This is a genomic window from Thalassoglobus polymorphus (genome assembly GCF_007744255.1).
In the GTDB taxonomy this organism is placed as follows: Bacteria; Planctomycetota; Planctomycetia; order Planctomycetales; family Planctomycetaceae; genus Thalassoglobus; species Thalassoglobus polymorphus.
Genome location: NZ_CP036267.1, coordinates 4533361 through 4556945, shown reverse-complemented (window position 1 = coordinate 4556945; position 23585 = coordinate 4533361). Strand labels below are relative to the sequence as shown.

The 23585-nt window shown below is 50.0% G+C and carries 19 protein-coding genes; 9 read left to right on the top strand and 10 right to left on the bottom strand.

The window, feature by feature from the left end; all coding sequences use genetic code 11:
• Nucleotides 1-33 precede the first annotated feature (33 nt).
• From Mal48_RS16405 to Mal48_RS16395, 3 genes are all read right to left on the bottom strand, one after another.
• Nucleotides 34-465: a hypothetical protein gene (locus Mal48_RS16405; protein ID WP_145201930.1), complete on the bottom strand. Its 432-nt coding sequence runs from the start codon at nucleotides 463-465 to the stop codon at nucleotides 34-36.
• A gap of 485 nt (nucleotides 466-950) precedes the next feature.
• The gene (locus Mal48_RS16400; RefSeq protein ID WP_145201926.1) at nucleotides 951-2912 is read right to left on the bottom strand and encodes an ATP-dependent DNA helicase; all 1962 of its coding nucleotides are present in this window, start codon (nucleotides 2910-2912) and stop codon (nucleotides 951-953) included.
• Nucleotides 2909-4681, bottom strand: coding sequence for a SpoIIE family protein phosphatase (locus tag Mal48_RS16395; protein WP_145201923.1), 1773 nt, complete (start codon nucleotides 4679-4681; stop codon nucleotides 2909-2911). The genes Mal48_RS16400 and Mal48_RS16395 overlap by 4 nt, the downstream gene beginning before the upstream one ends.
• Before the next feature lie 180 nt (nucleotides 4682-4861).
• Here Mal48_RS16395 and lysA point away from each other — a divergent pair, with 180 nt between their 5' ends.
• Nucleotides 4862-6133: a diaminopimelate decarboxylase gene (gene lysA, locus Mal48_RS16390; protein WP_145201920.1), complete on the top strand. Its 1272-nt coding sequence runs from the start codon at nucleotides 4862-4864 to the stop codon at nucleotides 6131-6133.
• A gap of 142 nt (nucleotides 6134-6275) precedes the next feature.
• Here the strand turns inward: lysA and Mal48_RS16385 are convergent, their stop codons facing one another.
• Entirely contained in the window at nucleotides 6276-7418 is a 1143-nt protein-coding gene (locus Mal48_RS16385) for a Gfo/Idh/MocA family protein (protein WP_145201917.1), read from the bottom strand.
• 226 nt (nucleotides 7419-7644) lie between these two features.
• Here Mal48_RS16385 and Mal48_RS16380 point away from each other — a divergent pair, with 226 nt between their 5' ends.
• From Mal48_RS16380 to Mal48_RS16370, 3 genes are read left to right on the top strand one after another with little or no spacing between them, the layout of a single operon-like run.
• Entirely contained in the window at nucleotides 7645-7896 is a 252-nt protein-coding gene (locus tag Mal48_RS16380) for a hypothetical protein (RefSeq protein WP_145201914.1), read from the top strand.
• A gap of 2 nt (nucleotides 7897-7898) precedes the next feature.
• Nucleotides 7899-8516: a DUF6932 family protein gene (locus Mal48_RS16375; RefSeq protein ID WP_145201911.1), complete on the top strand. Its 618-nt coding sequence runs from the start codon at nucleotides 7899-7901 to the stop codon at nucleotides 8514-8516.
• Nucleotides 8513-8737: a hypothetical protein gene (locus Mal48_RS16370; RefSeq protein WP_145201908.1), complete on the top strand. Its 225-nt coding sequence runs from the start codon at nucleotides 8513-8515 to the stop codon at nucleotides 8735-8737. Before Mal48_RS16375 ends, Mal48_RS16370 begins: the two co-directional genes overlap by 4 nt.
• A 203-nt stretch (nucleotides 8738-8940) precedes the next feature.
• Here the strand turns inward: Mal48_RS16370 and Mal48_RS16365 are convergent, their stop codons facing one another.
• Nucleotides 8941-12003, bottom strand: coding sequence for an LPS-assembly protein LptD (locus Mal48_RS16365; protein WP_145201905.1), 3063 nt, complete (start codon nucleotides 12001-12003; stop codon nucleotides 8941-8943).
• A gap of 991 nt (nucleotides 12004-12994) precedes the next feature.
• Here Mal48_RS16365 and Mal48_RS16360 point away from each other — a divergent pair.
• Nucleotides 12995-13813: a DUF1571 domain-containing protein gene (locus Mal48_RS16360; RefSeq protein WP_145201902.1), complete on the top strand. Its 819-nt coding sequence runs from the start codon at nucleotides 12995-12997 to the stop codon at nucleotides 13811-13813.
• Here the strand turns inward: Mal48_RS16360 and Mal48_RS16355 are convergent.
• From Mal48_RS16355 to Mal48_RS16345, 3 genes are all read right to left on the bottom strand, one after another.
• Nucleotides 13738-14550, bottom strand: a complete 813-nt coding sequence (locus Mal48_RS16355) for a hypothetical protein (RefSeq protein ID WP_145201898.1) — start codon at nucleotides 14548-14550, stop codon at nucleotides 13738-13740. The two genes, Mal48_RS16360 and Mal48_RS16355, sit on opposite strands and share 76 nt — an antisense overlap.
• A 194-nt stretch (nucleotides 14551-14744) precedes the next feature.
• A complete protein-coding gene (locus Mal48_RS16350; protein ID WP_145201895.1) occupies nucleotides 14745-15287 on the bottom strand; it encodes an RNA polymerase sigma factor in 543 nt (180 codons plus the stop codon).
• 300 nt (nucleotides 15288-15587) lie between these two features.
• The gene (locus Mal48_RS16345) at nucleotides 15588-17114 is read right to left on the bottom strand and encodes a PDZ domain-containing protein (protein WP_197441763.1); all 1527 of its coding nucleotides are present in this window, start codon (nucleotides 17112-17114) and stop codon (nucleotides 15588-15590) included.
• A gap of 332 nt (nucleotides 17115-17446) precedes the next feature.
• On the opposite strand from Mal48_RS16345, the gene Mal48_RS16340 reads away from it, so the two are divergent.
• The 3 genes from Mal48_RS16340 to Mal48_RS16330 all read left to right on the top strand — a co-directional run bounded on the left by Mal48_RS16340 (nucleotide 17447) and on the right by Mal48_RS16330 (nucleotide 20748).
• Nucleotides 17447-18841 (top strand): Gfo/Idh/MocA family protein, encoded by a 1395-nt coding sequence (locus Mal48_RS16340; RefSeq protein WP_145201889.1) that lies wholly within the window; start codon nucleotides 17447-17449, stop codon nucleotides 18839-18841.
• Nucleotides 18842-19006: 165 nt separating this feature from the next.
• The gene (lpxB, locus tag Mal48_RS16335; protein ID WP_145201886.1) at nucleotides 19007-20188 is read left to right on the top strand and encodes a lipid-A-disaccharide synthase; all 1182 of its coding nucleotides are present in this window, start codon (nucleotides 19007-19009) and stop codon (nucleotides 20186-20188) included.
• A 26-nt stretch (nucleotides 20189-20214) separates the two neighbouring features.
• Nucleotides 20215-20748, top strand: a complete 534-nt coding sequence (locus Mal48_RS16330; protein WP_145201883.1) for an NUDIX hydrolase — start codon at nucleotides 20215-20217, stop codon at nucleotides 20746-20748.
• Here the strand turns inward: Mal48_RS16330 and truA are convergent.
• Nucleotides 20736-21557, bottom strand: coding sequence for a tRNA pseudouridine(38-40) synthase TruA (gene truA, locus Mal48_RS16325; RefSeq protein ID WP_145201880.1), 822 nt, complete (start codon nucleotides 21555-21557; stop codon nucleotides 20736-20738). The two genes, Mal48_RS16330 and truA, sit on opposite strands and share 13 nt — an antisense overlap.
• An 11-nt stretch (nucleotides 21558-21568) precedes the next feature.
• Complete coding sequence (locus tag Mal48_RS16320; protein WP_197441762.1) at nucleotides 21569-22417, bottom strand: hypothetical protein; 849 nt, start codon at nucleotides 22415-22417, stop codon at nucleotides 21569-21571.
• A gap of 335 nt (nucleotides 22418-22752) precedes the next feature.
• Here Mal48_RS16320 and Mal48_RS23340 point away from each other — a divergent pair, with 335 nt between their 5' ends.
• Nucleotides 22753-23583, top strand: a complete 831-nt coding sequence (locus Mal48_RS23340; RefSeq protein WP_197441761.1) for a hypothetical protein — start codon at nucleotides 22753-22755, stop codon at nucleotides 23581-23583.
• Nucleotides 23584-23585 lie beyond the last annotated feature (2 nt).

The window sequence follows — 23585 nt, the reverse complement described above, 5'->3', positions numbered from 1 at the left end:
TCATGGTGAGTGGTGGACTCCAAAAAAGCTGATTTAAGTATGAATCGGACGATGGAATCCACATTTAAAAACCCCGGGACGAAGTCGAGGAGATTTCAAGATGAAGTGGACAACTTTGACTGCTGCCCTTCTGATCGCTGCCAGCGTTAACGTCGCTGATGCCGGTCTGTTCGGGCGTGGTGGATGCTGTGCTCCAGCTCCAACCTGCTGTGACGCTAACCCTAGCTGTGCAGCCCCTTGTGACCCAGGTTGTGCTGCACCAAGTAGCAATGCCTGTGCCCCTAACTGTGCCGCTCCTTGCGGCAATGCATGTGCTCCTGCATGTGCAGCCCCAGCATGTGCTCCTGCATGTGCACCAGCTTGTGCAGCACCTGCAGCCGCTGCAGCTTGCTGTGCTCCAGCACCAGAAGCTTGCTGTGCACCTGTAACCAAGTGCAAGAAGCCACGTCGCCAACGACGTATCATGGGCTGGGCAAAAAGCATGCGAGATCGCTGCAGCAACCTCGGTAGCTGCCTCCGACGCGACAAAGGCTGCTGTGCACCTGTCAACACAGGATGTGCTCCAGCTTGTGAGCCAGCCTGTGCAGCTCCAGCTGCATGTGCACCAAACTGTGCTGCTCCACTCGGAGCTTGCAACTAAGTATGATCAAATCAGGCAAAGTTGACGAACTCTTCGTCCCCATGTTGAGTAGTAACTAAAACGCCTGCTAAGATTATGAGAGACCGGAGTCTTCGGATTCCGGTCTCTTTTTTTATATCAATCTCTTTCTTTAAACCAGTCCGAAACCCTCTGGAACAGCTGTTTTGCTCAACGTTTGAGAGAGCAATTTCAAGTTTCAGGATTAGTTTTAGAGTTGTTTGCTTTATCGTGTGCCCGTGAAGAACGCATTTCTCTAGTTATGATGCTGTTCGCCACGAGGCAGATCCTGCGAACCAACTCGAAGGATGCTCTAGCTAATCACAAGGTCGCACTCTGGCAGACTTTCAAGAAAGATTCGACCATATGCCTTGGTGCGTATTCTTGGGTCCAGAATCACAACTGTTCCAGAGTCCCTGGCTGTGCGAATCAACCGTCCAAATCCCTGGCGAAGTTTGATTGCTGCTTCAGGAACCTGATACTCAGTAAAAGGGTTCCCGCCATTCTCGCGAATTTTTTCAACGCGAGCTTCGAGCAAAGGGTGATCCGGAACACTAAATGGCAACTTGGTAATGATGACCATTTTCAATGCATCCCCCGGAACATCAACCCCTTGCCAGAATGATTCGGTTCCAAACAGGACCGCATTCCCGTCTTTTCGAAATCGTTCGAGTAATGTTGTTCTTGGGATTCCATCACCCTGACAGAGCAACATTCGATTTTGCTCCACCATCCAGCGATTCAGCTTTTGGGAGCAACTTCGCAACATTCGATAACTGGTGAATAGAACAAACGCTCCGCCATCGAGTTCTTCGAGATGCTTCTGAATTTTCGATGCGACAGCCTGCTCATAATTTCCAGGGTTCTCTCCCGGTTCAGGCATGTTATCGGCAAGGATCAACTTGACTTGTTTCTTGTAGTTAAACGGTGATCCCAGCTTGAGTTCATTCGCTTTGCTGAGTCCGATTCGGTCTCGATAGAAACTGAAGTCTTGTTTTCCGACAGAAAGAGTTGCACTCGTCAAGATGACCGATTTCGTCTGCGAGAAGAGTTCATCTCGCAACGTCGTGCCAACTTGAATCGGCGATGAAAGCAGCTTGACGTTTCGGTTACGTCCAGCCGTTGTCTCCACCCAGTAAACCGCTTCGTCTTCTGTTTGTTTGAGCCAACTTTGTAGTGAAATTGCCAATCCGTCCAGGCGGTCAGCATTGGAATTGAGATTGATTCGCTGTTCTTCTGATTCCAGCTTCGAGGCGTATTGACGAATCATCATTGCGAGTTCGCTGGCATCGGTGCTGACAGGGTTTTCGAACTCAAGCGGTCGACGAACTCGACCATTCGAATGGCCTGATTCATTTCTCCAAACATCTATACGATCGAATAAGTCATCAACCAGGAACCGCAAGCGACTGACAAGTTGCTGGCATTCGATCAAATTGTGTTCGAGCAGAATTCCTTTTTGCGTGCGGTCGTTATAAAGCTTGCCAAACAGGTAGCTGAACTGTCCATTCGTGACCGCCAATCCCAAGTGCGAAGCTGCCACATCTTCCAAAGTGTGGGCTTCGTCCATAATCGCAACTTGATACTCAGGGAGCAGGCTGGCTCCTTCCCGGCGTAATGCTAAATCGGAAAAAAACAGGGCGTGATTGACGACCAGGATATCGGCATTCCAAATCCGCTTCCGAGCTTTGTAGTAGTGGCAGTCATCGTACGTCGGGCAACGTCGTCCCAGACAGTTTCCATGATCGCTTCGTACTTCATCCCAAACGGTCGCCAACGGAGAAAAACCTAGATCAGAACGGGACCCGTCTTCAGTGTGCTGTGACCATTGATGGATCTGTTGAAGCTGTTGCATCTCCTCGGTTTCGAAGAGTGACGTACTTCGTTCGTAGGCGCCCTTGAGACGCCGCAAACTGACGTAATTCCCTCGCCCTTTGACTAAAACCGCAGAAAATTCTACTGGTAAAATCGCGTTCAAAAATGGGATGTCTCGCTGAAACAGCTGCTCTTGCAAGCTAATCGTATGTGTACTGATAACGATTCGACAGCGTGGTTCATCTTTCTTTCGCTGCGTAGCTGCGAGAATACTCGGGACCAGATAAGCGAAACTTTTCCCGACACCCGTACCCGCCTCGGCAACAAGATGCTCCCCGTTCTGAATCGCATTCGCAACGGCAGATGACATTTCCAATTGCTCCTGTCGAAGTTCGTACCCCGGCAGTCGCCTTGAAATGTACCCATCGTCAGCGAGCACATCATTCACAGAGAGTGTCATTGAGCAGCCCTGTGTACCCCAATCAGGCAGGTATCATCACGTGCATTCATGCCATCCGCAAATTCTTCTGATGCGTTGACGACACCATCAATGACGAGTTGAATCTCTTCGGGCAACGTCTTGAAAAGTTCTTGGAGCCGCTTGGTTCCGAAGATTTCCTTCTTCTTGTTCATCGCCTCGGTGACTCCATCCGTGAAGGCGATTAGAGTTTCGCCCTCGGCTATTGAACGGGTGGAGGATTTGTATTTTAAATCTGGAACGATCCCCAACGGCAAGTTGGAATCGTCTTTGCCCACCGCTTTGACTGAGCCATTCGCACTCCTCACAAGCGGTGTCAAATGTCCTGCGTTGACGATTTCCATTGTGTGGGTTTCTGGATTGATCACCATGATTAAGAAGGTGATAAAGCGATGCCCCAGACCGCTGGAAGAAATTTCTTCATTTAATCCAGAGACTGCATCTGCAACAGTTGGGCATGTGAGCAATTGAAAGCGTGTCGAAGAATAGAGCCGAGCCATCAACAACGCAGCCGGTATTCCTTTTCCGGCGACATCACCAATTGCCATAGCAAGCCTCCCATCCGGGAGTTTGATGTAGTCGAAGTAATCACCGCCGACGCTCAACGCCGCTTCATAAAAATCGCTGAATGTGTAACCGTCGACTTTCGGTCGTGATTTAGGCAGAAAGCCGAGCTGCACCTGTGTGGCGAATTCCATGTCACGTTCGATTTCGCGACGCACAAGATCTTCTTCGTGCAATCTCGCATTCGCAACAGCCAGCGAGGCTTGCGATGCTAAACTGACGAGCAGGTCTAAATCTTCTTCGGAAAACGCCTGCTGCTCGTCACGTGTGACGATTTGGATGACGCCAATTCCCTCATCTTCAGGGGTGACCATGGGAACGCACATGATGGAACGGATCTGCATGCGCGACAGTGCGGTACTTTGTTTGAATCGTGAATCATCCGAGACGTTCTTGCTGAGAATCGCTTCACGAGTTTGCATCGCATGGCGGACGACTGTCATGCTGACCGCAACATTGTCGACCGTTTGCTGTCCACGAGCACGGCTTGCTTTCACCTTAAGCTTGCTCAGCTCATTGTCTCGCAGCAGTACGAATCCCTGTTCGGCCTGTGGGAAAATATTGAATAACGTCGCGAGCATCTTCGGGAGAACTTTTTCGACCTTGAGTTCGCGCCCGATTGCCTGGGTGATTTCCAGAATTGCACGGAGCTTGACGCTTGGGTCAACCAGTGATTCTTCATTGTTGAACGAAGCCACTTTGCGAATGGACGTCGAACTGTCGAAGCTTTCTTCGGCCTCCACTTCCTGAGGGAGGTACATCCGACTCTCTTCAACGGAACTGGAAAGGTTCAAAATTTCGGAATTGCTCACTTCCAAAGTTTTAGCGACTGCTTCAGATCCAACCTGGTTTGTGGCAGTAATGAGTGCGGATGGAGTAAACGCAAACGTGAGAACGACGTCGCACAAGCGGATTTGGTCGCCTTCCTGCAATTCGTGTCGACCCGAGATGACTTGCTCGTTGACGTAAGTCCCGTTTCGGCTTCGCAAGTCTTCGAGGTAAAACGTGCCATGACTTACAAGAATCTGAGCATGTCGACGGCTCACAACTCCGGATTGTAGAACAATCTCACAATTGGGATGCCGCCCCAGTACGATTTGCTCACCCTCGAGCACATACTGCGTTTTCTCTTTTTCATCGTTGATGAGCTGTAAGACAGCCAAAAGATCTCCTTGAAATTGACTCACTATTTTACATCATAGCAGTTTGATGCGATGTTCAGGTGTTCAAAAGTAAAGTTTACTGACACAAATCATCTGCGGTCAAACCCGCTGTGGTTCAATCCGAAATTCCTTCTCCATTGAGGACAAAATCCAGACTGCTATGATCTGGCAGGCAGATCAAAACTCTCGAAATGAAGTATAAAAATGGACCCTTTTCAGTATCAAGACGGCGAACTCTTTTGCGAACAAGTTTCAGTTTCTGCCTTGAGTCAGGAATTTGGAACCCCAATTTGGATTTATTCTAAATCTAAATTGGTCAATGAATACCGTCAAATCCAAGAAGCCTTCGCTGCAGTTGATCCCGTGATCTGCTATTCCGTCAAAGCGAATTCCAATCTCAGCATCCTGAAACTTCTCAATGAGGAAGGTTGCAGCTTCGACGTTGTGAGTGGTGGCGAACTCTTTCGTGTGCGAGAAGCTGGAGCAGATACGACAAAGGTTGCCTTTGCAGGTGTCGGGAAGACGGATGAAGAAATCCGCTTCGCACTCGAGAACGATATCCTCATGTTTAATGTGGAGAGCGAGCCTGAACTCGATGCGATCTCAAGAATCGCTGCTGAGATGGGAAAAGTGGCCCCTGTCGCTTTGCGACTCAACCCGGATGTCGATGGAAAGACCCACGCGAAAACCACGACTGGCAAGAAGGGGAACAAGTTCGGGATGGACTTTGAGCGGCATAATGAGCTCGCTGACAAAGTCCTCGCTGACCCTTACCTTGAGTTGCGCGGGATTCACATGCACATCGGTTCGCCGATTAACACGACAGACCCATACCGGCAGTCCGCTGAGAAAGCCCTCAATATCGTTCGCGAACTCCGGAAGAAGGGGCATCAAACAAACTGGATTAATCTGGGAGGCGGGTTCGGTTTGAATTATCGAGGGGACGAAGCAGCGACCGCCCAGGAATACGCAGAGGTGATTGTCCCGTTCGTTCAAGAAGCGGAATGTCGTCTGGCATTGGAACCGGGACGTTCCATTGCGGGGAACGCGGGAATCCTCGTCAGCGAAGTTGTCTTTGTGAAGCACGAAGGGGGCAAAAGATTCGTGATTCAGGATGCTGCGATGAACGACCTTGTCCGTCCGGCGATGTACGATTCATTCCATAAAATCTGGCCAGTCAAACCGTCTGTCGCACCTCCGAAAGATTTCGAAGCAGAACTCGAAGGTTGCCCACCTGCCGATATTGTTGGTCCGGTTTGCGAGTCGTGCGATTATCTGGCGAAATCTCGACCATTCCCGGAAGTCCAACGTGGTGACTTGCTGGCCACGTTCAGTGCAGGAGCTTACGGGACAGTCATGAGCAGCAACTATAATTCACGTCGCCGTGGGACCGAAGTTCTGGTCGACGGAAGCGAATACAAAGTCATTCGCCGAAAAGAAACCTACGAAGATCTGATCGCACACGAACGAGTCTAATCAAAGTCATTTCGCCATTTGCCTCACACTTCGAAGTGTGAGGCAAAACGGCAAAATTAGAACTGATCCTAATACTTGAAACCGCTCTCTCAAACGTTGAGAGAAGCGGCTATTCCAGAGGTTTTCGGACTGGTTCTAAAAATTACACGTTTTCCCAAGAGCGTTCTTTTGCACTTGTGAGAACTGCATCGCAAACTTTTTGCGTTTCGAGTGCATCGCGGAATGTCGGTCCGCAAGGTTTTCCTTCATCGAGACTCTTCATGAAGTCTGCGACATGGTGTACGAATGAGTGTTCGTAACCGATCTGCAATCCAGGCACCCACCACTTGTCCATGTAGGGATGCTCACCTCCATGGTCACTCACATGCACACTCTTCCAGCCACGGAGTGCGCCTTCGTCTTTGTGGTCAAAAACTTCCAGGCGATGCAGGTCTTCAAGATCCCAGCGAAGTGACATCTCCGAGCCGTTGATTTCAAGCGTGTATAAGGCCTTGTGCCCCCGAGCGTATCGGGTCGATTCGAACAGCCCTAACGACCCATTCGAGAAGTGGCACATGAAGGCACACGCATCGTCGATGGTTACTTTGGTTTTCTCACCAGTTGCCTGATGCACTCGCTCTTTGATGAAGGTTTCCGTCATCGCGGAAACATCGCTGACGGTCCCGTTCAACCAGATCGCTGTATCAATACAATGAGCGAGCAAATCACCTGTCACTCCAGAACCAGCTGCTTCAGCATCGAGTCGCCATAGTGCTTGCCCTCCCTGTGGAAGATCTTCCGAGATTGTCCAATCCTGCAGGAAGTTTGCCCGGTAGTGGAAGATCCGTCCCAGGGCGCCTGATTCGATGATCTGTTTCGCCAGGGTGACAGCGGGAACACGACGGTAGTTGTACCATACGGTATGTGGGACTTTTGCTTTCTCGACCGCCTTGCACATTTCTTCACCCTCGGCGACGTTCATCGCGAGTGGCTTTTCGCAAAGGATCATTTTGCCAGCTTCGGCACAAGCAATGGCAATTTCTTTGTGCAGATTGTTCGGCACGCAAATATCGATGGCGTCGATGTCATCGCGAGCAATGAGCTTTCGCCAGTCCGTTTCGATGGACTCATACCCCCACTGGTCAGCGAAAGCCTGAATCTTGTCTTCGCTTCGAGCACAAGCTGCCTTTAGAACAGGTTGATGCCTCAATTCGGGAAAGAAGTCCGGGCAGCGTTTGTAGCCGTTAGTATGGGCGCGTCCCATGAACCCGTATCCAATCATTCCCACATTCACAGGTGTTGCCATCTCTTGTCTCCTTTTTGAAGCCTAATCCAAGATCGCGATGTCATCTTCCGAAGACCGTTCGCTGAAATTTTCTGTCCGGACTCTAGCAAACCCGACACAGAATCCCAAGATTGCAGCCGTTTCACGTGAAACGGAACGAGTGAAATTCACCTTGCTGGAACTTCTTCACTATACGTATCATTTCTAATGTGAACGGAATCTCACACAACCAAGACGCAGGTCGAGCATGGAACGTTTGAAATTACCCGAAGAATCCAGGCGCTTATTGGTACAGGCAGGTGTTCAGTTTGAAACTTGGCTCATAGGGAAGGCCTCAGAATCTGGAAGACTTCTGGAAGACATCAGTCCCACTGACCTGGAGCAAGTTTGTGCAAACTTAAAGATGAGTGAATTACAGGAGTTCTTGCGAGCATTAATTGTCAAGAACCAGAAGGATGTCGCTGACCTGGATGAACCTGGAGAACGGCAAGCAGCGTAAAGATGGACGAACTTGACCAGAGGGCTCTAGCGGAATCGCGGACTGACATCGATAATGCTTTTCTGTCGCTGATCTCCGAGTTTCGTTCCAAAGGCTGGAACGCACGGCAGTCAATCGAAAAGGCATGTGCCGAGATTCGAACAGCACTTGTATCGCCCAAAGGCTTTGGATGCTCACTCCCAGAGTTTGAAGAGTGTGGGTATCTTCCAGCAACATTGAAGTGTTCAATCGATGAATTTCGAGAACGTTTTGGAGGGGGGACCCCGAGGCGGAGCCACCTGATGAAGGAACTCCAAGAGGTGCTTCATCACTGTCGATCTGCACAAACGGAGCGGATCATTCTTGGTGGCAGTTTCATTACAAGCAGAGACTCACCAAACGACGTTGACCTCACGGTTCTCGTCGGCAAGGACTTCCACATCAACCAGTCCATTGAAAATCGAGTGCTGATTGAAGACTACTCTTTCTCAAATGATTGGAAAGCAAAGGGAGTCCACCTGTTTCTGGTGGATAATTTAAAAAGTTTCTGGCGAGCATTTCACGATTACTCCCGGCCTAAAGAAATTGGATTTTATGCTCCAGGTGTTGACTACACTGGAGTCGTCGAGGTGGTGCTATGATTAATTCAGATGCTGAGTACGCTGCTATCCTTGAGGGGATCTTCGATGAAGTGAAGCGATTGGCAAAGCTCACTGAATCTAAGACCCCTAATGGCTTCGACATCATCAACTCACACAAAAAACTTTCCTTACTTCATGACGATGCGTTCCAGTACCAGTGCACCCGTCTCTTTGAGACAAGCGTCGCCAAAGATGATGACGCTGAAGCGAAGCGAAAATAACGCCGGGATCCTTCTGGGACTTCACGTTCTTTGTTGTCTTGTGAAGAGTCGTCTACGAAGTCATGCAGCGAACTACATTGGTACGGCCTGCATTGAAAATCATCTGAGAAAGATTTGCATGCTGGGCATTTCGTTCGGTTTCGTGATGCAGCAATGTTGCAGGTGAACCACGATCAGCAGGGCTCCCGGTAGAGCAAGCTGCTTTAGTCGATCCCGAGCAGGGAGTTGAGTTGCATTGATCCTCGACCGAAGCTTCCGAACTTTGGTTCGAGAGACAGAGCGACACCAACGTTGTCCTTACTACGGTCGTATCCGAGACCGAAGTGGAGTAGAAAGTTCTCACTGATGCGGGTGACCGTGAGCGATTGGCCCCGGTCTATCCCCTCGGCGATGTCATATGAAGCTCCAAAAGTTGCGACATATAGGTTCGGGGTCATGACGTAAGAAACACTACTCGTGAGAAGTTGGCTTTCAACCGGGCCTGCTTCGAGGTTTCGGTAACCGAAGTAAATGCTTCCTCGTTCGGAACGCTGGCTGAGGAGCCCGACATTCCAGACTCGTTGCCCCATGTCAAAGAAGTCAAACGCTCCACTTGCCAGGACAGATGTTCGAGGACCAACATGCCAGGCGTAGCGGCTCGTCAGTAATCCGAAGTCTTCTCCAAAGTTATCTTCTTCTGCATCGGGGAAATAAGTCAGCCCCAAGTCGAGTTCCATCCAGTCAACGATACGCGGGTTCTCCGGAGGACCAACTTTAGTTTGCCAACGATGACGCATTCCTAACCGCAATGCATGTTGGTCATCGACGAGTTCATTATAGGGGGCGGTGACCGATCGTCCCGCACCTGATCGAACGGCGTACAATCGGGGATCATAGACATCTGGTAAAACGCCCCCGAATTCGAGGACCTGGAAGCGAGACCGAAATCTCTCTTGGGCGTTTTCATCGAATGCGTTGTACTGCGGAATACGGTCAAGGTCTTCGGACGCTTCTGCGAAGTAGTAGTCGAGATCATATGTCACTTTATGTGCAAGACCGTTCAGACCGAGGATTGAACTTTGCACGTGTGGCATGTACTTGGCAAACTGAAGGCTTGCTCGAACCCCGGCACTTCCATACCAGCGAGTCAAGTCTTGACCGGTGAGATCCTCTTGCCAGTGAGCCACTTCGCCTAAGGCATATGGGACAACTTTCACAGGTCCAGCATTGAAGGGCAGGGTTAATTCATGACGTGAATGAGCGACGAGCCCTTCGGAGTCTGCGAAGTAGTCCAGAGGAACAAACGGGTCAGCAACAGGGTCTGGTGGGGGAGATGCCTGGTGTAATCTTCCATAACCAACTGCGGAATGCATGCTCCAATTGATGGGAGAATTGAAGACCGGTTGTCCGAGAAGAGTGATGTCTGCCCTCGGGAGCCAGTCGGTCTGGTTCGCGAAATCATTCGACCGAATCGCTCCGGTGATGCTCGTCGTGAGGTTGTCGTATTGATGTTCCAGAGAGATCTTGTTCTCCAGGTCTTTATCTCGATCCCACTCTTCTTCGTACCATTGCTCCTGAAAGTTTCTGTCGTTGTTAAAGACGTGCCCCACCTCAGCGAAGATCGAAGTGAACGGGGTCAGTTCCGTCTCGTTTCTCCAGAGAATGCGGCCTCGGTTTTCATTAGGCGGAGCGAGGCTTCTTCGGCCCAGCCCCAGATTGTCGACTCCGCTATCATGGATGTAATAGAAGTGGCTCATCCCTGAGTGATGTGCGGGAGCGCCAAACAATGTTGCATACGAATCGTACTCCGATTGAAGACCGGCTGCTGGTCCTCGCTCTGAAAAGTAATCGACCTCCAGATTGAGATCGGTCCCTTCAGGTAACTCCAGACCGAGAAGTCCTTCAAGGTTCCACGCAGTTTCAAGTTCAGCTCCAAACACACCGGAGTAGCCGAAATTGAGTTCAGTGATCGGGATACGTGGGTCTTCAGCTGGTCCAGTCAAATATGGAGAATTAAAGACCGGGACATTCTCAATGAAGAGTCGATTGTTGTGGCTGGTGATCCAGAGCGTGCTGGGGTCAGGCAGTCCAGTTGCCGGGTCGATCGCATTCGGAAAGATCGAAGGTCGTTCTTCGAGGAAGATGTCACTCGACTCGATGCGGTACTTGGGTTGTCCGAATTCGCTTGTTGTGAAATACGCATTCCGAGCATGGAAATTCATCGCGGAAAATTGACGAACTTCAGCTGCTCGTAAACGAATCGAGCCATCGTATTCCGGGACTTGCGTGCGAATTTCTGCGTCAACGAGTAGGCCACGTCGCTGACTGATGTCGTAAAATGCACGAGAAGCTTTGATTTTACTCGCCCCCTGGCGGACAACAATATCCCCTTCCAGAAAGACTTCAAACGGGGTGTTCTCGTCAATCTCAAAGCCTTCAAGGTCGCCAATTCGATCGGCGTCAGTCCAGACGACAGCCCGGTCTGCGCTCAGGTCAATGCGTGTCAAAAATGTTTGACCATTGATTGTCAACGGGACATTGTCAATGACAATATTGACTCCGCCCGTGACTGTGATCACATATTCTGGCTGAACCGAACTCTCGATGAAGTCTGCTTTCGCTTGAAAGCGTTCACCAAGGAATCGTGGGCCAATCGTGACGCGACGACGATACGGTGACCCCAGCATTGGCAACGCTGGCCCCGACTGAGCTTGAGCCAGAGTCGTGTTCTGAACCTGTTGGATTGATCCAGTAGATTTTTTGCGATGCTCAACCGCTCTCAAATAAACAGGATCATTTTTCGCTCCCGGAACGGAAACCGGAACCGGGCCTGAATAGGCTATCGAGACATCCGTTTCGAGTTCAAGAAAGAAGTAGGGTCGTGTTTCTCGATGTCCCTGTTCCTGCATGACAGGGGAGACTTCGGGAGTATGGTCGAGATAAGCAATGATCCGGCCCCCTTTTCCCGAGGCATTCTGGATTTGCCAAATGACCGCTTGCGGGGACGACCAGGATTGCGCCCCTTTCGTAATTTTACAGGGACCACGAAGCAGCAGGATTTTTTCTTTGTCACTGGGAATCTGGCTTGCGATTGAAACTTGAATTTCAATCGGCTCCAGTAATGGGTTCGATGTCCCAATCTGCTGAACCCCTGAATCCGTAGAGGGTTGCGAACCAAGAGAGTGTCCAGCCGGGGCTGTCTGTGCAGACAACGATCCCGAGATGCTTAGCCAGCAGCAAAGCATCACCAGTACGCATCCAGCGGAATGCGGTCGGGTAGGGGACACTCGGAATCCGTTCGCGAGTTGAGGTCAGGATGGGGAAATGGACACGACGAATTGTCGTAACTGGAGGGATTCAAAAAAGATACGGAAACCGAAGGAGTCGCCGAGTCAATTCTGAATCATGAAGACAGGCTCGGAGTATACGGCGGTTTCGAAAATTGAGTCAATAAGTCTCTGAGGCGGTCCAGGTTTCGGGCTGAAAGAGATCTTGACATGCGATTTCACAGATCGAGAAACAGAGAATCTTTCAGATCAGACTGATTGAGGGGGCGAATTGTCGATATTCCTCTCCCGCTTGGAGCGAAAATCTGTAGGATACAATGTGTGAATCAGGATTCCGGCTGAAGCAAAGTCTCTTCAAATCGAGTACAGAAGCGAAGAGGTCGAACTGAACCTGACGAGGTTTTCGTCGTTCCATTCAATGACAACCCTTTCAGATAGAGTGTGAGCGGATTCGAAGTTCCGCTTGCACGACTCCTGAATCCGCCCTGATTCACTGGAAGTTTGAGATCAATCCAGCAGGTTTGGCGAGAGCAAAAGAGTTTCTTGCCGAAAATTTTTATGGTGAAGAATTTTCTCGGTCTTCGAGAAGACAACTTTGAAAAGCCAATTTCAGGTTCGCGTACGAGTTCTCAAGGACTCTAGAGCGGTTTTGATAAAGGTGTCGCAGTGCTGTCTCGTGGCACACAGCCAATCACCTGACAAGACGCTCAGTTCGCGGACCCAAGAAACACGAAGGTGTTCTAGAGCAAAACTAAGATGAGACATGATTCAGGACAGATCACAGAAAGAGCATCGTTAGTACAGTTTGCTCTGCCGTGTCCCGTGAAGAACACGTTTCTTGGATAAAAATTGCTGTTCACCACGAGGTAGAATCTGAACACCAATTCGAATGATGTTTTAGAACTGATCCTGAAACCTGAAGTTGCTCTCTCAAGCATTGAGAAAAGCGGTGGTTCCAGAGGTCTTCGGGCCGGTTCTGGAGTTGAATGACATGGACTTCATGACTGAAACGTTAAAGAGTGCGACCATGAGGAGATTGCCCAACGTGCTTCAATCAAGCCTGAAGACAATTATTGTGTGCAGCTTGTTTCTGAACAGCCCAGCATTCGGACAGGAGCAAACCAAAGAGCACCCACTCGCGCCAGCGCTCAAGATGGCGAACGAATCTCTCGCCGTTCTGAATCGTGTTCAGGATTATGAGTGTCAATTCACTCGACGTGAGTTCGTCAACAATAAGCTTGTGACTCAACAAACACTCTTTCGGATGCGTCACCAACCGTTTAGCGTCTACCTGAAATTCATTGATCCCGCTCCCGGACGCGAAGTGTTATATGTCGCTGGGCAGAATCAGGGGAAGCTGCTCGCACATGAAGCGAGTGGGCTTTCGTCACTGGTCGGGACCGTTTCGCTTGCGGTGAATAGCCCCAAGGTGATGGCAGAAACTCGGTATCCGATTACTCAAGCGGGGATGAAGAATCTCATTCAGCTCGTCATTGCTCAATGGGAACTCGAATCCAAATACGGTGAGGTTGACGTCAAATTTTACCCGAACGCAAAGATTGGCGGGGCAGATTGCGAAGTTGTGGAAGTGTCACACCCGCGTCCGAGAAAACAATTTCCGTATCATCTCACTCGTGTTTTCTTTGAGAAAACAACTCGCTTGCCTGTTCGTGTGGAGAATTATGGATTCCCAGCGGCCCCGGGGCAAAAAGCACCGTTGCTTGAGGAATACACTTACACAAGCATCAAAGTGAACAACGGCTTTAAGGACATCGATTTCGACAGGAATAACCCCAAGTACTCGTTTTGACTGCGAGTCGGAGCAAACGTCTGGTCGTCCATTTCTGAAGAATTCTCTTCCAGGATCAGCTTGAAAGTGGCGTCAAGTTTCGACTCAATTGGTTCCATCTGTTCGGACAGATTCGTGAACCAGTCGTGCGACTTTTTCGGTTGAACGGAAGCGTCGTTGAATCCGACAGACATTGTGTCCGTCAGCTTGTTTGCAGCTCCCTGAACCCAACTTCCGTAAGTCTTACCAAGTTCACGGAGTTCTGCTTCGGCTTGCATTTCATTCTTTTCGACGTCCGTTTCGATGCCGTTCGTAGCCAGCGATGTTTCCTGAACGGGCGGATTTTGAGCGACTTGCCGAATTGATCTCGGGACAGTTCCAATTACCAGAAGAATACACAACGACAAAACTGCGAGAACAGTCGTTAGTGAAACAAGAGAAGTTGTTCTGGACTCAGCACTCTGAGAGTGGTTTAAGGACTCGAATTGTGAACGAGCCTGAGGCGGAGTTGGTGCGTTAACCATGACAGGTTTCATGGTAGGTTTGACATCACCGACAACGGCGTCAACAAAATCGATTTGCGGGAGAACTGCTTTCCAGTCTTTAATAGCTGCGTTCAAGAGTTGGTACTCGGCAAAGTGATTTTGACACTCTGGCGAATCACAAGAGCGGAAATGGTCGACAATTTCCGGGGTCAAGTCGTCCCGTTCCTCGACCCGTTGGTCGAGTCGTTGTCGAAATGTTTCGCAAGTTGTCATCACTCTCTTCCAATCTCTGTTCCAACAAATTTCATCGTCGTGTTCTAACGAGCTTTGAAAGTCACTCTGTGAACTGCGGTTGCTGCGCCGTTGATTCTCAGCAACCAATTCCTCAACTGACAAGTGGTTCCCGATCGTTCGGTGACCGTGGACAGTTACCGGGGTCAGGTACTGTAGTCAGTTATCGGGGTGAGTTAATGTGAATTTGGTTCAATTCCGCGTTTCATTAAATGCTCCGCGAGGAGCTTTCGACTTCTGTGTAACCACGTTTTAATTGTGCCTTCCTTAACATCCAGAATCGCTGAAATTTCCTGAATGCTGAGTTCCTGCTGATAAAACATAACGAAGCATTCTCGGTGTTCGTCTTTCAAAACATCCAACGCCTGATTCAATTCCTCAGCTAATCCTAGTTGCGGAAGCTCTGATTCTGCTCCGAAATCGTTCGATTCACCAACCGTCTTTGGAAGCCTGGCTCGCTTGCCAAGTGCTGTCCGGCATCGATTTGCGGCAATTTTCAACACCCAAGGCCGGAGTGGTTGTGTTGAATCCCAGCTCTTCAGGTATTTCACAGCACGCGCAAGTGATTCCTGGGCAGTATCTTCCGCATCCTGTCGGTGGCCTAACATCCTGAAACAGAGGCCAAAAACCTGTTGCTGAAAAACTTCAACAAATTCGCGCAGCGCGTTCTGATCCCCAGCGAGGCAGCGTTGAGCGAGATCCACAGGTTCCTCCGACACTCGTATTCCCTTAACAGCAGTTGATACCTGTTTAGTTCGCAACAAGTTTCAGAATATTAAAAAACGAAAATTTCTCAGCGAGGGCGCATCCTGCCAACGTGGTCAAAATTTCAGTGACCGGTGACGTATTCGTCAAGCGTCGCTGAGTTTGCTCGATCGTCCCGCAAAATGATACTCAAGGGATTTCCTGATAGAGACTGGCTCGCCATTCGTAAAATCATCAATGATGCCTTGAATCAGAGAGTGGTCATGAACCGGAAATCGCGATCTTCCCGGAGCACAAAAGAACGGGAATTGCTTTTAAGGAGCTTCGATGATGATTTCCAATCCGGAGGCAAGAGAGACTGAAACCTCTCCGTTTTGCTCTTTCATCACAGCATGAAATTCTTCGGGCGAGCTGATCATTTGGCTGGCAACACTCTGAATAAACTGCCCAACTTGCAGGCCGGCCTGAGCCGCGAGTGACTCTGGTTCGACATGCGAGACGACGACACCATTGGGAAATTCCGAGAGAAAACGGTCCCTTAAATAGCGTCTCCGCCCGGTCGGGTAATCGACTTCGAGACCTCTCCAAGCTGGAAATTCCTGCTGTGTCGCGACAAGTTTTGAGTCGTCATAGATCGGCCACTTGCCGAGTCTGACCGAGATTCGTTTCTCACCTTCGTTGATTCGATAGAGCACTATCTCTGCCGACTCCCCCGGTGCGACTAATCCGATCTCGCGCACGAGATCTGAGTTCGTTCCGATGGGAGTTCCGTTGACCTGGAGAATGAAATCTTCACGTTGAATTCCAGACTTTTCTGCCGGGGAGTTTCTGGCAACGCGGGAAACGATCACTGCCGTGTCAGCCTCATGTTTGAGGTCGAGACCTTGAAGCTCATCGGGGCGTGAGGTTTCTGGACTGATACCCAGGAAACCGTAGTTCACCTCGTAACCCTGCTTTAATTCATTCACAATTCTGACAATTCCGGGCGTCATTGGGATGGCGTAAGACGAGGTCACTCGTTGGTCATCAGGCGTTGCAATTGATGTGACAAGCCCGCAAAACTCTCCATTCAAATTCAGCAGGAGAGTCCCGCTCGACGTTTGTGGATCAAGATGGGAGAGTTCGAGCAAAGTTCCCAAATCATGAAGAGTTCGTTCGACGACCGGAGTCGAGTTGTCTTGAGATTGCCTTCGGCTCAAATTTGAAATTAGGCCCAGTTGAATACTCGATGATCCATCCTTTGCAAGGGACCAGGGAGTTCCGATTGCGGAGAAGAAAGTTCCTTTTCGCGGATTGAAATTCTTGGGGAATCGAACAGCGACGATCTCGACCGTCCCCTTTTGAAATCGAGTTCGTTCAACTTGAAGCACCGCGAGATCGCTGCGCGGATCTGAAGCAATGACCCTTGCGATTGCTGTCTCTTGAGTCCCAAATCGAACGTAGATTTTCGATGCAGGACTTCCTTCTGGAGTTTGCAAAAAGTGATCCAGAAGATGAGCTGTCGTGAGCACTTTTATCGAAGCCCCTTGAACATCGACAACAACTCCGCCGCCGACACTCGCTGGCAATTGACCACTCTCGGGGTTCAGCAGGTTTTCAAACACAGTTGCGGGATCAGTTTGCTGAAGCTCGGTTTGCGAGACTGCAATTGCAACAAACGACTTTTGTCCCAGCTCGGCATTGGCCTGCATCGAGAATTCAAGTTGCTGAAGCTGACGCGCCCGAAGGTTCTCCTGAGCTTCAATTCGAGCCGAGTTAGCAAAGACGAACATCATGATCAGAAGAAGCGTTTTCGAACCGAGCGATCGCTGGGACCAGCTGAAAGGCTGAAGTATTGGCATTGTCATCATTGAATCGCTGGCATTTTTCTGGACTATTTTGCATCACTGGTCACAGATGCGTTACATTATCATCTCTCTCGTGGCGTAAAGACCGCAACAGAAAGAAGAGCCTTTGTCAGGTCGCTGGTCAAGGGACTGGAGGTCACGGAGAAGTGGAAGGCATTGAAGCTTGTGTGACATCTTCAAATGCCGAAATCCGTTCGGATGATATTAGCGACTTACTCAGTTAGATTTTATTTCCTCAGGTGGCTTACACTTTTTGGTGAGGCAGCTGGTTTCTCGACAGTTCAACAATTATATAAACAAACGAACCACTCAAGCAGGAGCGATCTTTGAAAACGCCACAATCGACTCGCCGTGATTTTTTGAAAACCGGCACGCTGGCAGCCGCAGCCGGAGCGACTATGCCCTACTGGTTTTCAACAAAAATGACTTTAGCAGAAGCTGCCGCAAAAAGTCCGAACGAACGCATGACGGTCGGATCAATAGGAACGGGAAGCCGCTGGAATGCAGTTGGACCAGCTGCGTATGTCTTTGCTGATTGCCTCGCAGTTGCCGATGTCGATGCCAATCATGCTCAAGCAGGAAGGAAAAAAGTTCAGGCCATTCACAAGAAGGCGGGACGCCCGACCGACGTCGATGTCTATGAAGACTATCAAAAAATCCTCGAAAGAAATGACATTGATCTTGTCACCATTGTGACGCCTGATCACTGGCATTCAAAAATTGCCATCGAAGCAATGCAAGCTGGGAAAGACGTCTACTGCGAGAAACCGCTAACGTTGACGATCCACGAAGGAAAACAAATCATCAAGGTCCTCAACGAGACCAAACGGGTTTTCCAAGTCGGGACTCAACAGAGAACCGAAATGGGGCAGCGATTTCTGCAAGCCATTGCCATGATTCGCGACGGTCGCATCGGGGACGTCAAGAAAGTGACCTGCAATATCGGTGGATCAACAGGAAGCGGGCCGATCCCAGTTGCGGAAGTTCCAGAAGGGTTGAACTGGGAAAAATGGCTGGGCCAAACTCCCTTGGTTGACTTCCGTTTTAAAGATAATGGTCGCTGGGGGAAATCTCGCTGTCACTATGAATTCCGCTGGTGGTACGAATACTCCGGTGGGAAAATGACAGACTGGGGCGCACACCATGTTGATATCGCACAGTGGGCGATTGACCAGCAAGCTCCGGATCAAGGACCGACCCTGATTCAGCCGATTAGCCACAAGCACCCGGTTCCGTTCAAAAACGGGATGCCGGAACTCGACGACCGTTACAACGCTGCGACCGAATTCGATGTCAAAGTCATGTTCGGAAATGGTGTCGAAATGCACATTGTTAATGAATCAAAAGATGGGAACGGAATTCTGTTCGAAGGCACAAAAGGCCGTTTTCACGTTTCTCGCAGTGCCATTAAAGGGAAACCATTTGAAGACCTCGCGGAGAACCCGCTTCCCGATGGTGCGATCGAAAAGGTCTATGGTGGCAAACCGACCAGCCACATGGAGAACTTCATCAACTGTGTGCAGACTCGCGAAAAGCCGATCTCTGATGTGTGGACTCATCATAAGGCGATGAGTACTTGCCACCTGGCCAACATCGCGATTCGCTTGGATAAAACCCTCGAATGGGACGCCAGGAAAGAGGAAATTACGAACGACTCTTCCGCTCGCGCCATGCAAGAGCGTGAGCAGCGCAAGGGATACGAGATCAATGTGAGCGTCTGAGCATCTCACTGATTTTGACGTTTCAGAGCCGAATCGACGCCCCGATTCGGCTTTTTTTTATCATAAAGCCGCTGTTTTCTGCACAAAAACTCGCGCTGCCATGTTTTTGACTCTGTGATAGAATTGGAGGAAATCTCATTACGTCGTGGATGCAGGGACGCAGCGATGCACGTTTTTTTATCTGTAGGTGAACCGAGTGGCGATCAGCATGCCGCTGAGTTGATGCGGGAATTTTCTCGACGGATACCAGATGCTCGCTTTAGTGGTTTCGGTGGACCCGAAATGCAGGCTGAGGGTTTTGATTGCCTGTATCAACTGACTGATTTGGCAGTGATGGGGATCGGGCAGGTTTTGCCTCTGATTCGCAAATTCTACGGGCTTGTTCAGGATGCCAAAGAGTATTTGCGGCTCCAAAAGCCCGACGCGGTGGTTCTCGTCGATTTCCCCGGGTTCAACTGGTGGATTGCCAGAGCCGCCAAAGAAATTGGAATTCCCGTTTACTATTACTGTCCACCTCAACTTTGGGCATGGGCTCCCTGGCGGATTCGAAAAGTTCACCGCTTTGTCGACTGTGTGCTTTCAGTCCTTCCATTCGAAGCTGAGTGGTACAAAAAGCATGGCGTGGATGTTGAGTACGTCGGTCACCCATTCTTTGACGAAGTCGCAGAGCATCCACTCGACAACAGAACTCTCGCGAAGATGGCTTCGGACGACTTGCAAACAATCGGGATTCTCCCGGGATCGCGAAAGCAGGAAGTCCTCCGCAACTTCCCAGTCATGCTGGACGTAATGACCGCGCTCTATGAAAAACATCCGAACATTCAGTTTCAAGTTGCCTGCTACAAACAATGGCACTTCGACAAGTGTTCCGAACTTCTGAATGAATATGGTGCTCAGCTGCCAATCAATCTGCATCTCAACAAAACTGCGGAAGTGATTGAGGCTGCCGATTTTTGCCTGATTGTTTCCGGGTCTGTCAGCCTGGAACTTCTCGCTCGTAAAACTCCAGCGATCGTCATGTACCGTGGAACGTTAATGACATGCATTCTCTGCAAAGCGTTGCTGACAGTCGATTACATGTCTCTTCCGAATCTGATTGCGAATCGAGCAATCATGCCGGAGTATCCGCTCGTGCGACAGAAAAGTGGACACATCGACCGGATGACCGCAGAGCTCGACGAATGGATTTCGCACCCGGAGAAAGTTGAAGAGACTCGAAAACAACTGACTGTCATCGCGAAAGCGATTGTTGAAACAGGCGGTGTGCAGCGAGCTGCTGAAGTTCTCGTGAACCGATTGAGCAATACGGATTCGACGACTCACGCAGTGAAAAACCGCGCTGCTTAAAACGCAAATCGAATCGGCTTCCCACGATGGCAAAAAGAGAGATCGAGACACTCTACCAAGGCAAACATTTGCAACTGCAAAAGCGCAGGCATTGGGAATTTGCCTCGCGGACTCAGGGGACAGGAGTCGTCGCGATTGTCGCCGTCACGACGGATCAGCAGTTGGTTCTCACAGAACAGTTCCGACCACCGATTCAAAAGAAAGTGGTAGACCTTCCTGCAGGCTTAGCAGGGGACATTGCCGGTGAAGAACAGGAGTCGTTTGAATCCGCCGCGCGTCGTGAGCTGATCGAAGAAACCGGGTTTGTTGGGGAAACTTTCGAGTACATCTTCTCCGGTCCTTCTTCAGCCGGGATGACCACCGAAATGATCGACTTTTATTTAGCCTGCGATGTTGAGCAAGTCGAAGAGGGTGGCGGCGATGAAACGGAAGACATCAAAGTGCATGTCATTCCGATGAAGAAAATCAAAGCTTGGCTGAAACGTAAAGAGACTTCGAAAACCTGCATCGACCCCAAAGTGTATGCAGCTCTTGGAATTCTCTCGCTTTACACATCATAGTAAACCTGTGCCATAAAGAGTCCCGATGCCGGCGCGGTTCCGCCTGCGATCGTTCGGTCCTGGGCATGGAGAATTCTTTCTATATCGGCGGCAGTCCAGGTTCCGCGACCAACATTGACCAGGGTTCCCATGATGGTTCTCACCATATTATAGAGGAAGCCATCAGCTTCAATTTCCAGACAAATGAAGTCGCCGTCATCACTCTGTGGCTGATTCTGAAGTTCGCTCCTGGATTGGCTTCGCGTATGCTCTGGCGACCACAAGTCCCATTGACCACTCCGGTGAACCGATAACTCTTTGATGGTCCTGATTGAAGTCGCTTTGTTTGGCCAGTGCGATTCAAAGCTTCGAAAGTCATGCTTCCCGACGAGACTTTGGGCAGCTTCATTCATTGCCTCGGCATCCAGTTTTTGACTGATTCTCCAGACGAACCGTCGCCAGAATGGATGGTCAACAACGCTGTTATAAATCACGTATCGATACCGCTTCGATTTCGCAGCAAACGTTGCATGAAAGTCTTCAGGGACTTCGTCCGACTCGAGAATGACGATGTCGTCAGGGAGTTTTGATTGCAGCGCCGGTCGCCATCGGTTGGGTGGGATACTGAAGTCGCTGCGAAAACTTGCAACCTGTCCCAATGCATGAACACCGGAATCGGTCCGGCCAGCGCAGAGCAGGCTTACAGGTTGTCCCGTCAATTTCTGAATGGCGCGTTCGACTTCACCTTGAATCGTCCGTTGATTTGGTTGAGTTTGCCAACCAGCGTAGTTGGTCCCCTCGTAGGCAATACGTAGTCGAATAGTTTTCATCGATGGAAGAATCATTTCGTTGTCGAATCGGAGGCACTCTTTTCGTCGGGGTCTCGCAACGTACTTGGCGAAACATTTTCGCTCGATGAGTTGGCCTCACTCTGTTCTCCGTCGCTGAGGCGCGATGCGTGAGCGACCTGCTGGACGTCATCATTATGTTCAGGGCCCGAATGGAGAATCATAATCTTTTGCCAGATTTTTCCTCCCTGTCCGGTGGTTAAATTTTCCAGATCGTTCACCGCAGCGACTGCCTGAGAGTCATGAAAATTTGCGACGTACAAGGCTGCGACTTTTCCGCAAAGAGCCAGCATTTCCGAACAGTAATCGAGATAGCGATTCAACTGGAATCGATTCATCGTTCGCTTGGGAGATGATTTCGTGTTGAATGAAGCATCTCGCCAAAGCATTCTCTCCGGGTCTTTTGTGAGTTGGTGCATATCGATGATGTGGACCAGAGATCGCAGTTCATGAATCGCCTTCAATGCGCGTGAACGTTTGACGCGAACTTCCAGAGTGAACAGGAACAGGAGCGTTGCCCCCACCAGAACCAAGGCGTTAAATGCAGCGTCGACAACTTGAATAAACTCGGAAGCGGGGATGGGTTGGTTCGGAATTTTCACAAGATTGAACATGACCAACACGCCGATGAGAATCGCTGCAATGACGCATCCGGAAAGGATTCGAACTCCAAGCATGGGCCGACCGATGGCAATCGACCGCTCACTTGCCTGTTCAGCAATTTTGAGCAGTTCTTCACACACTTTGGTGAGTCCCGCATCAGGAAATCTCTCGTTGATGCGGTTTCTCAACACGCGGACAGTTTCCACGATATCCTTCGGAGATAGCTGATGGTTTGGCAAAAAAACTCCAATCCTGTTGTTAAACTCGTGCCTGTCCTTACGTTTTATCTAATAGCCCGCCCCCGGTCTGCCCATGGATCGAGCATATTTGGAACGAAGTCTTTATCAGAAATGCGGATAATGCATCCAACCGGTCCAATGAATGAGGTGAATTCGATTAGATTCGTAAACTTTTCATTGAACATGGCTTTGTGTGATCGATAACATGATATGAGTTGGTCTCACCCGTGTGTGACAATGCGCAATGAATGCCATCTTATCGATTCAACTAGTACAATCACATCACTCTCTTTTAGAGAGTGTCTCATCATCTTTCACTTTCAGGGGACGAACCTATGACGCGCTTGCCGCAGTCGGCCCGGTTTATTGCATCAATTGCACTGGTCTTGGGTTTACATGTCGTTGCGACTCAAGCTGTTGAAGCCGGTCGACCTCTCACTAAAACTAAATTCGACCCCAACGCCAAACAGGTGGAACTCTTCGCCGGAATGGAAAGCGGAGAGATCAAAGCGAAGCCCATCGCAAAAGATGCATTAAGTGGAAAACTTCTGCTGACAAATGAAACTGACGAGCCGATCTCGGTCAAAATGCCTCAAGGATTCATTGTTTCTCCCCTCGCTCAATTTGGTGGTGGCGGTGGAGGATACGGTGGCGGCGGACAGGGCGGCGGACAGGGAGGTGGTGGACAACAGCAGGGTGGTGGAGGAACTGGTGGACAACAAGGTGGACAACAGGGTGGCGGCGGTGGAGGATTCTTCTCAATCCCAGCGAAAAAGACACTCAGCGTTCCTTACGTTTCAGTCTGCCTGGAATACGGAAAAATTGATCCACACCCACGAAGCGAATACATCGTTCGTCCTTCAACTAAATTCAGTGATGATCCAGTCTTGTTGACTCTGATTGATATGGTCGGAACTGGCAAGTTGAACCCAGCAGCAGCACAGGCAGCAGCTTGGCATCTATCGAGCGGAATGAGTTGGCAGGAACTGGCATCCTTGAAGTACGACCGGGTCGGAACACCTGACACCCCTTACTTCTCACGTGCTCAATTGATGGCTGCTCAACAGGTTGTGGCAACAGCTCAGCATATTGCAAAAGAAGGGGGCTTGAACAAGGAAGAAAAACCTCTCGATCGAGTCAATCCACGCGAGCGAGCAGCCCGTTAGAG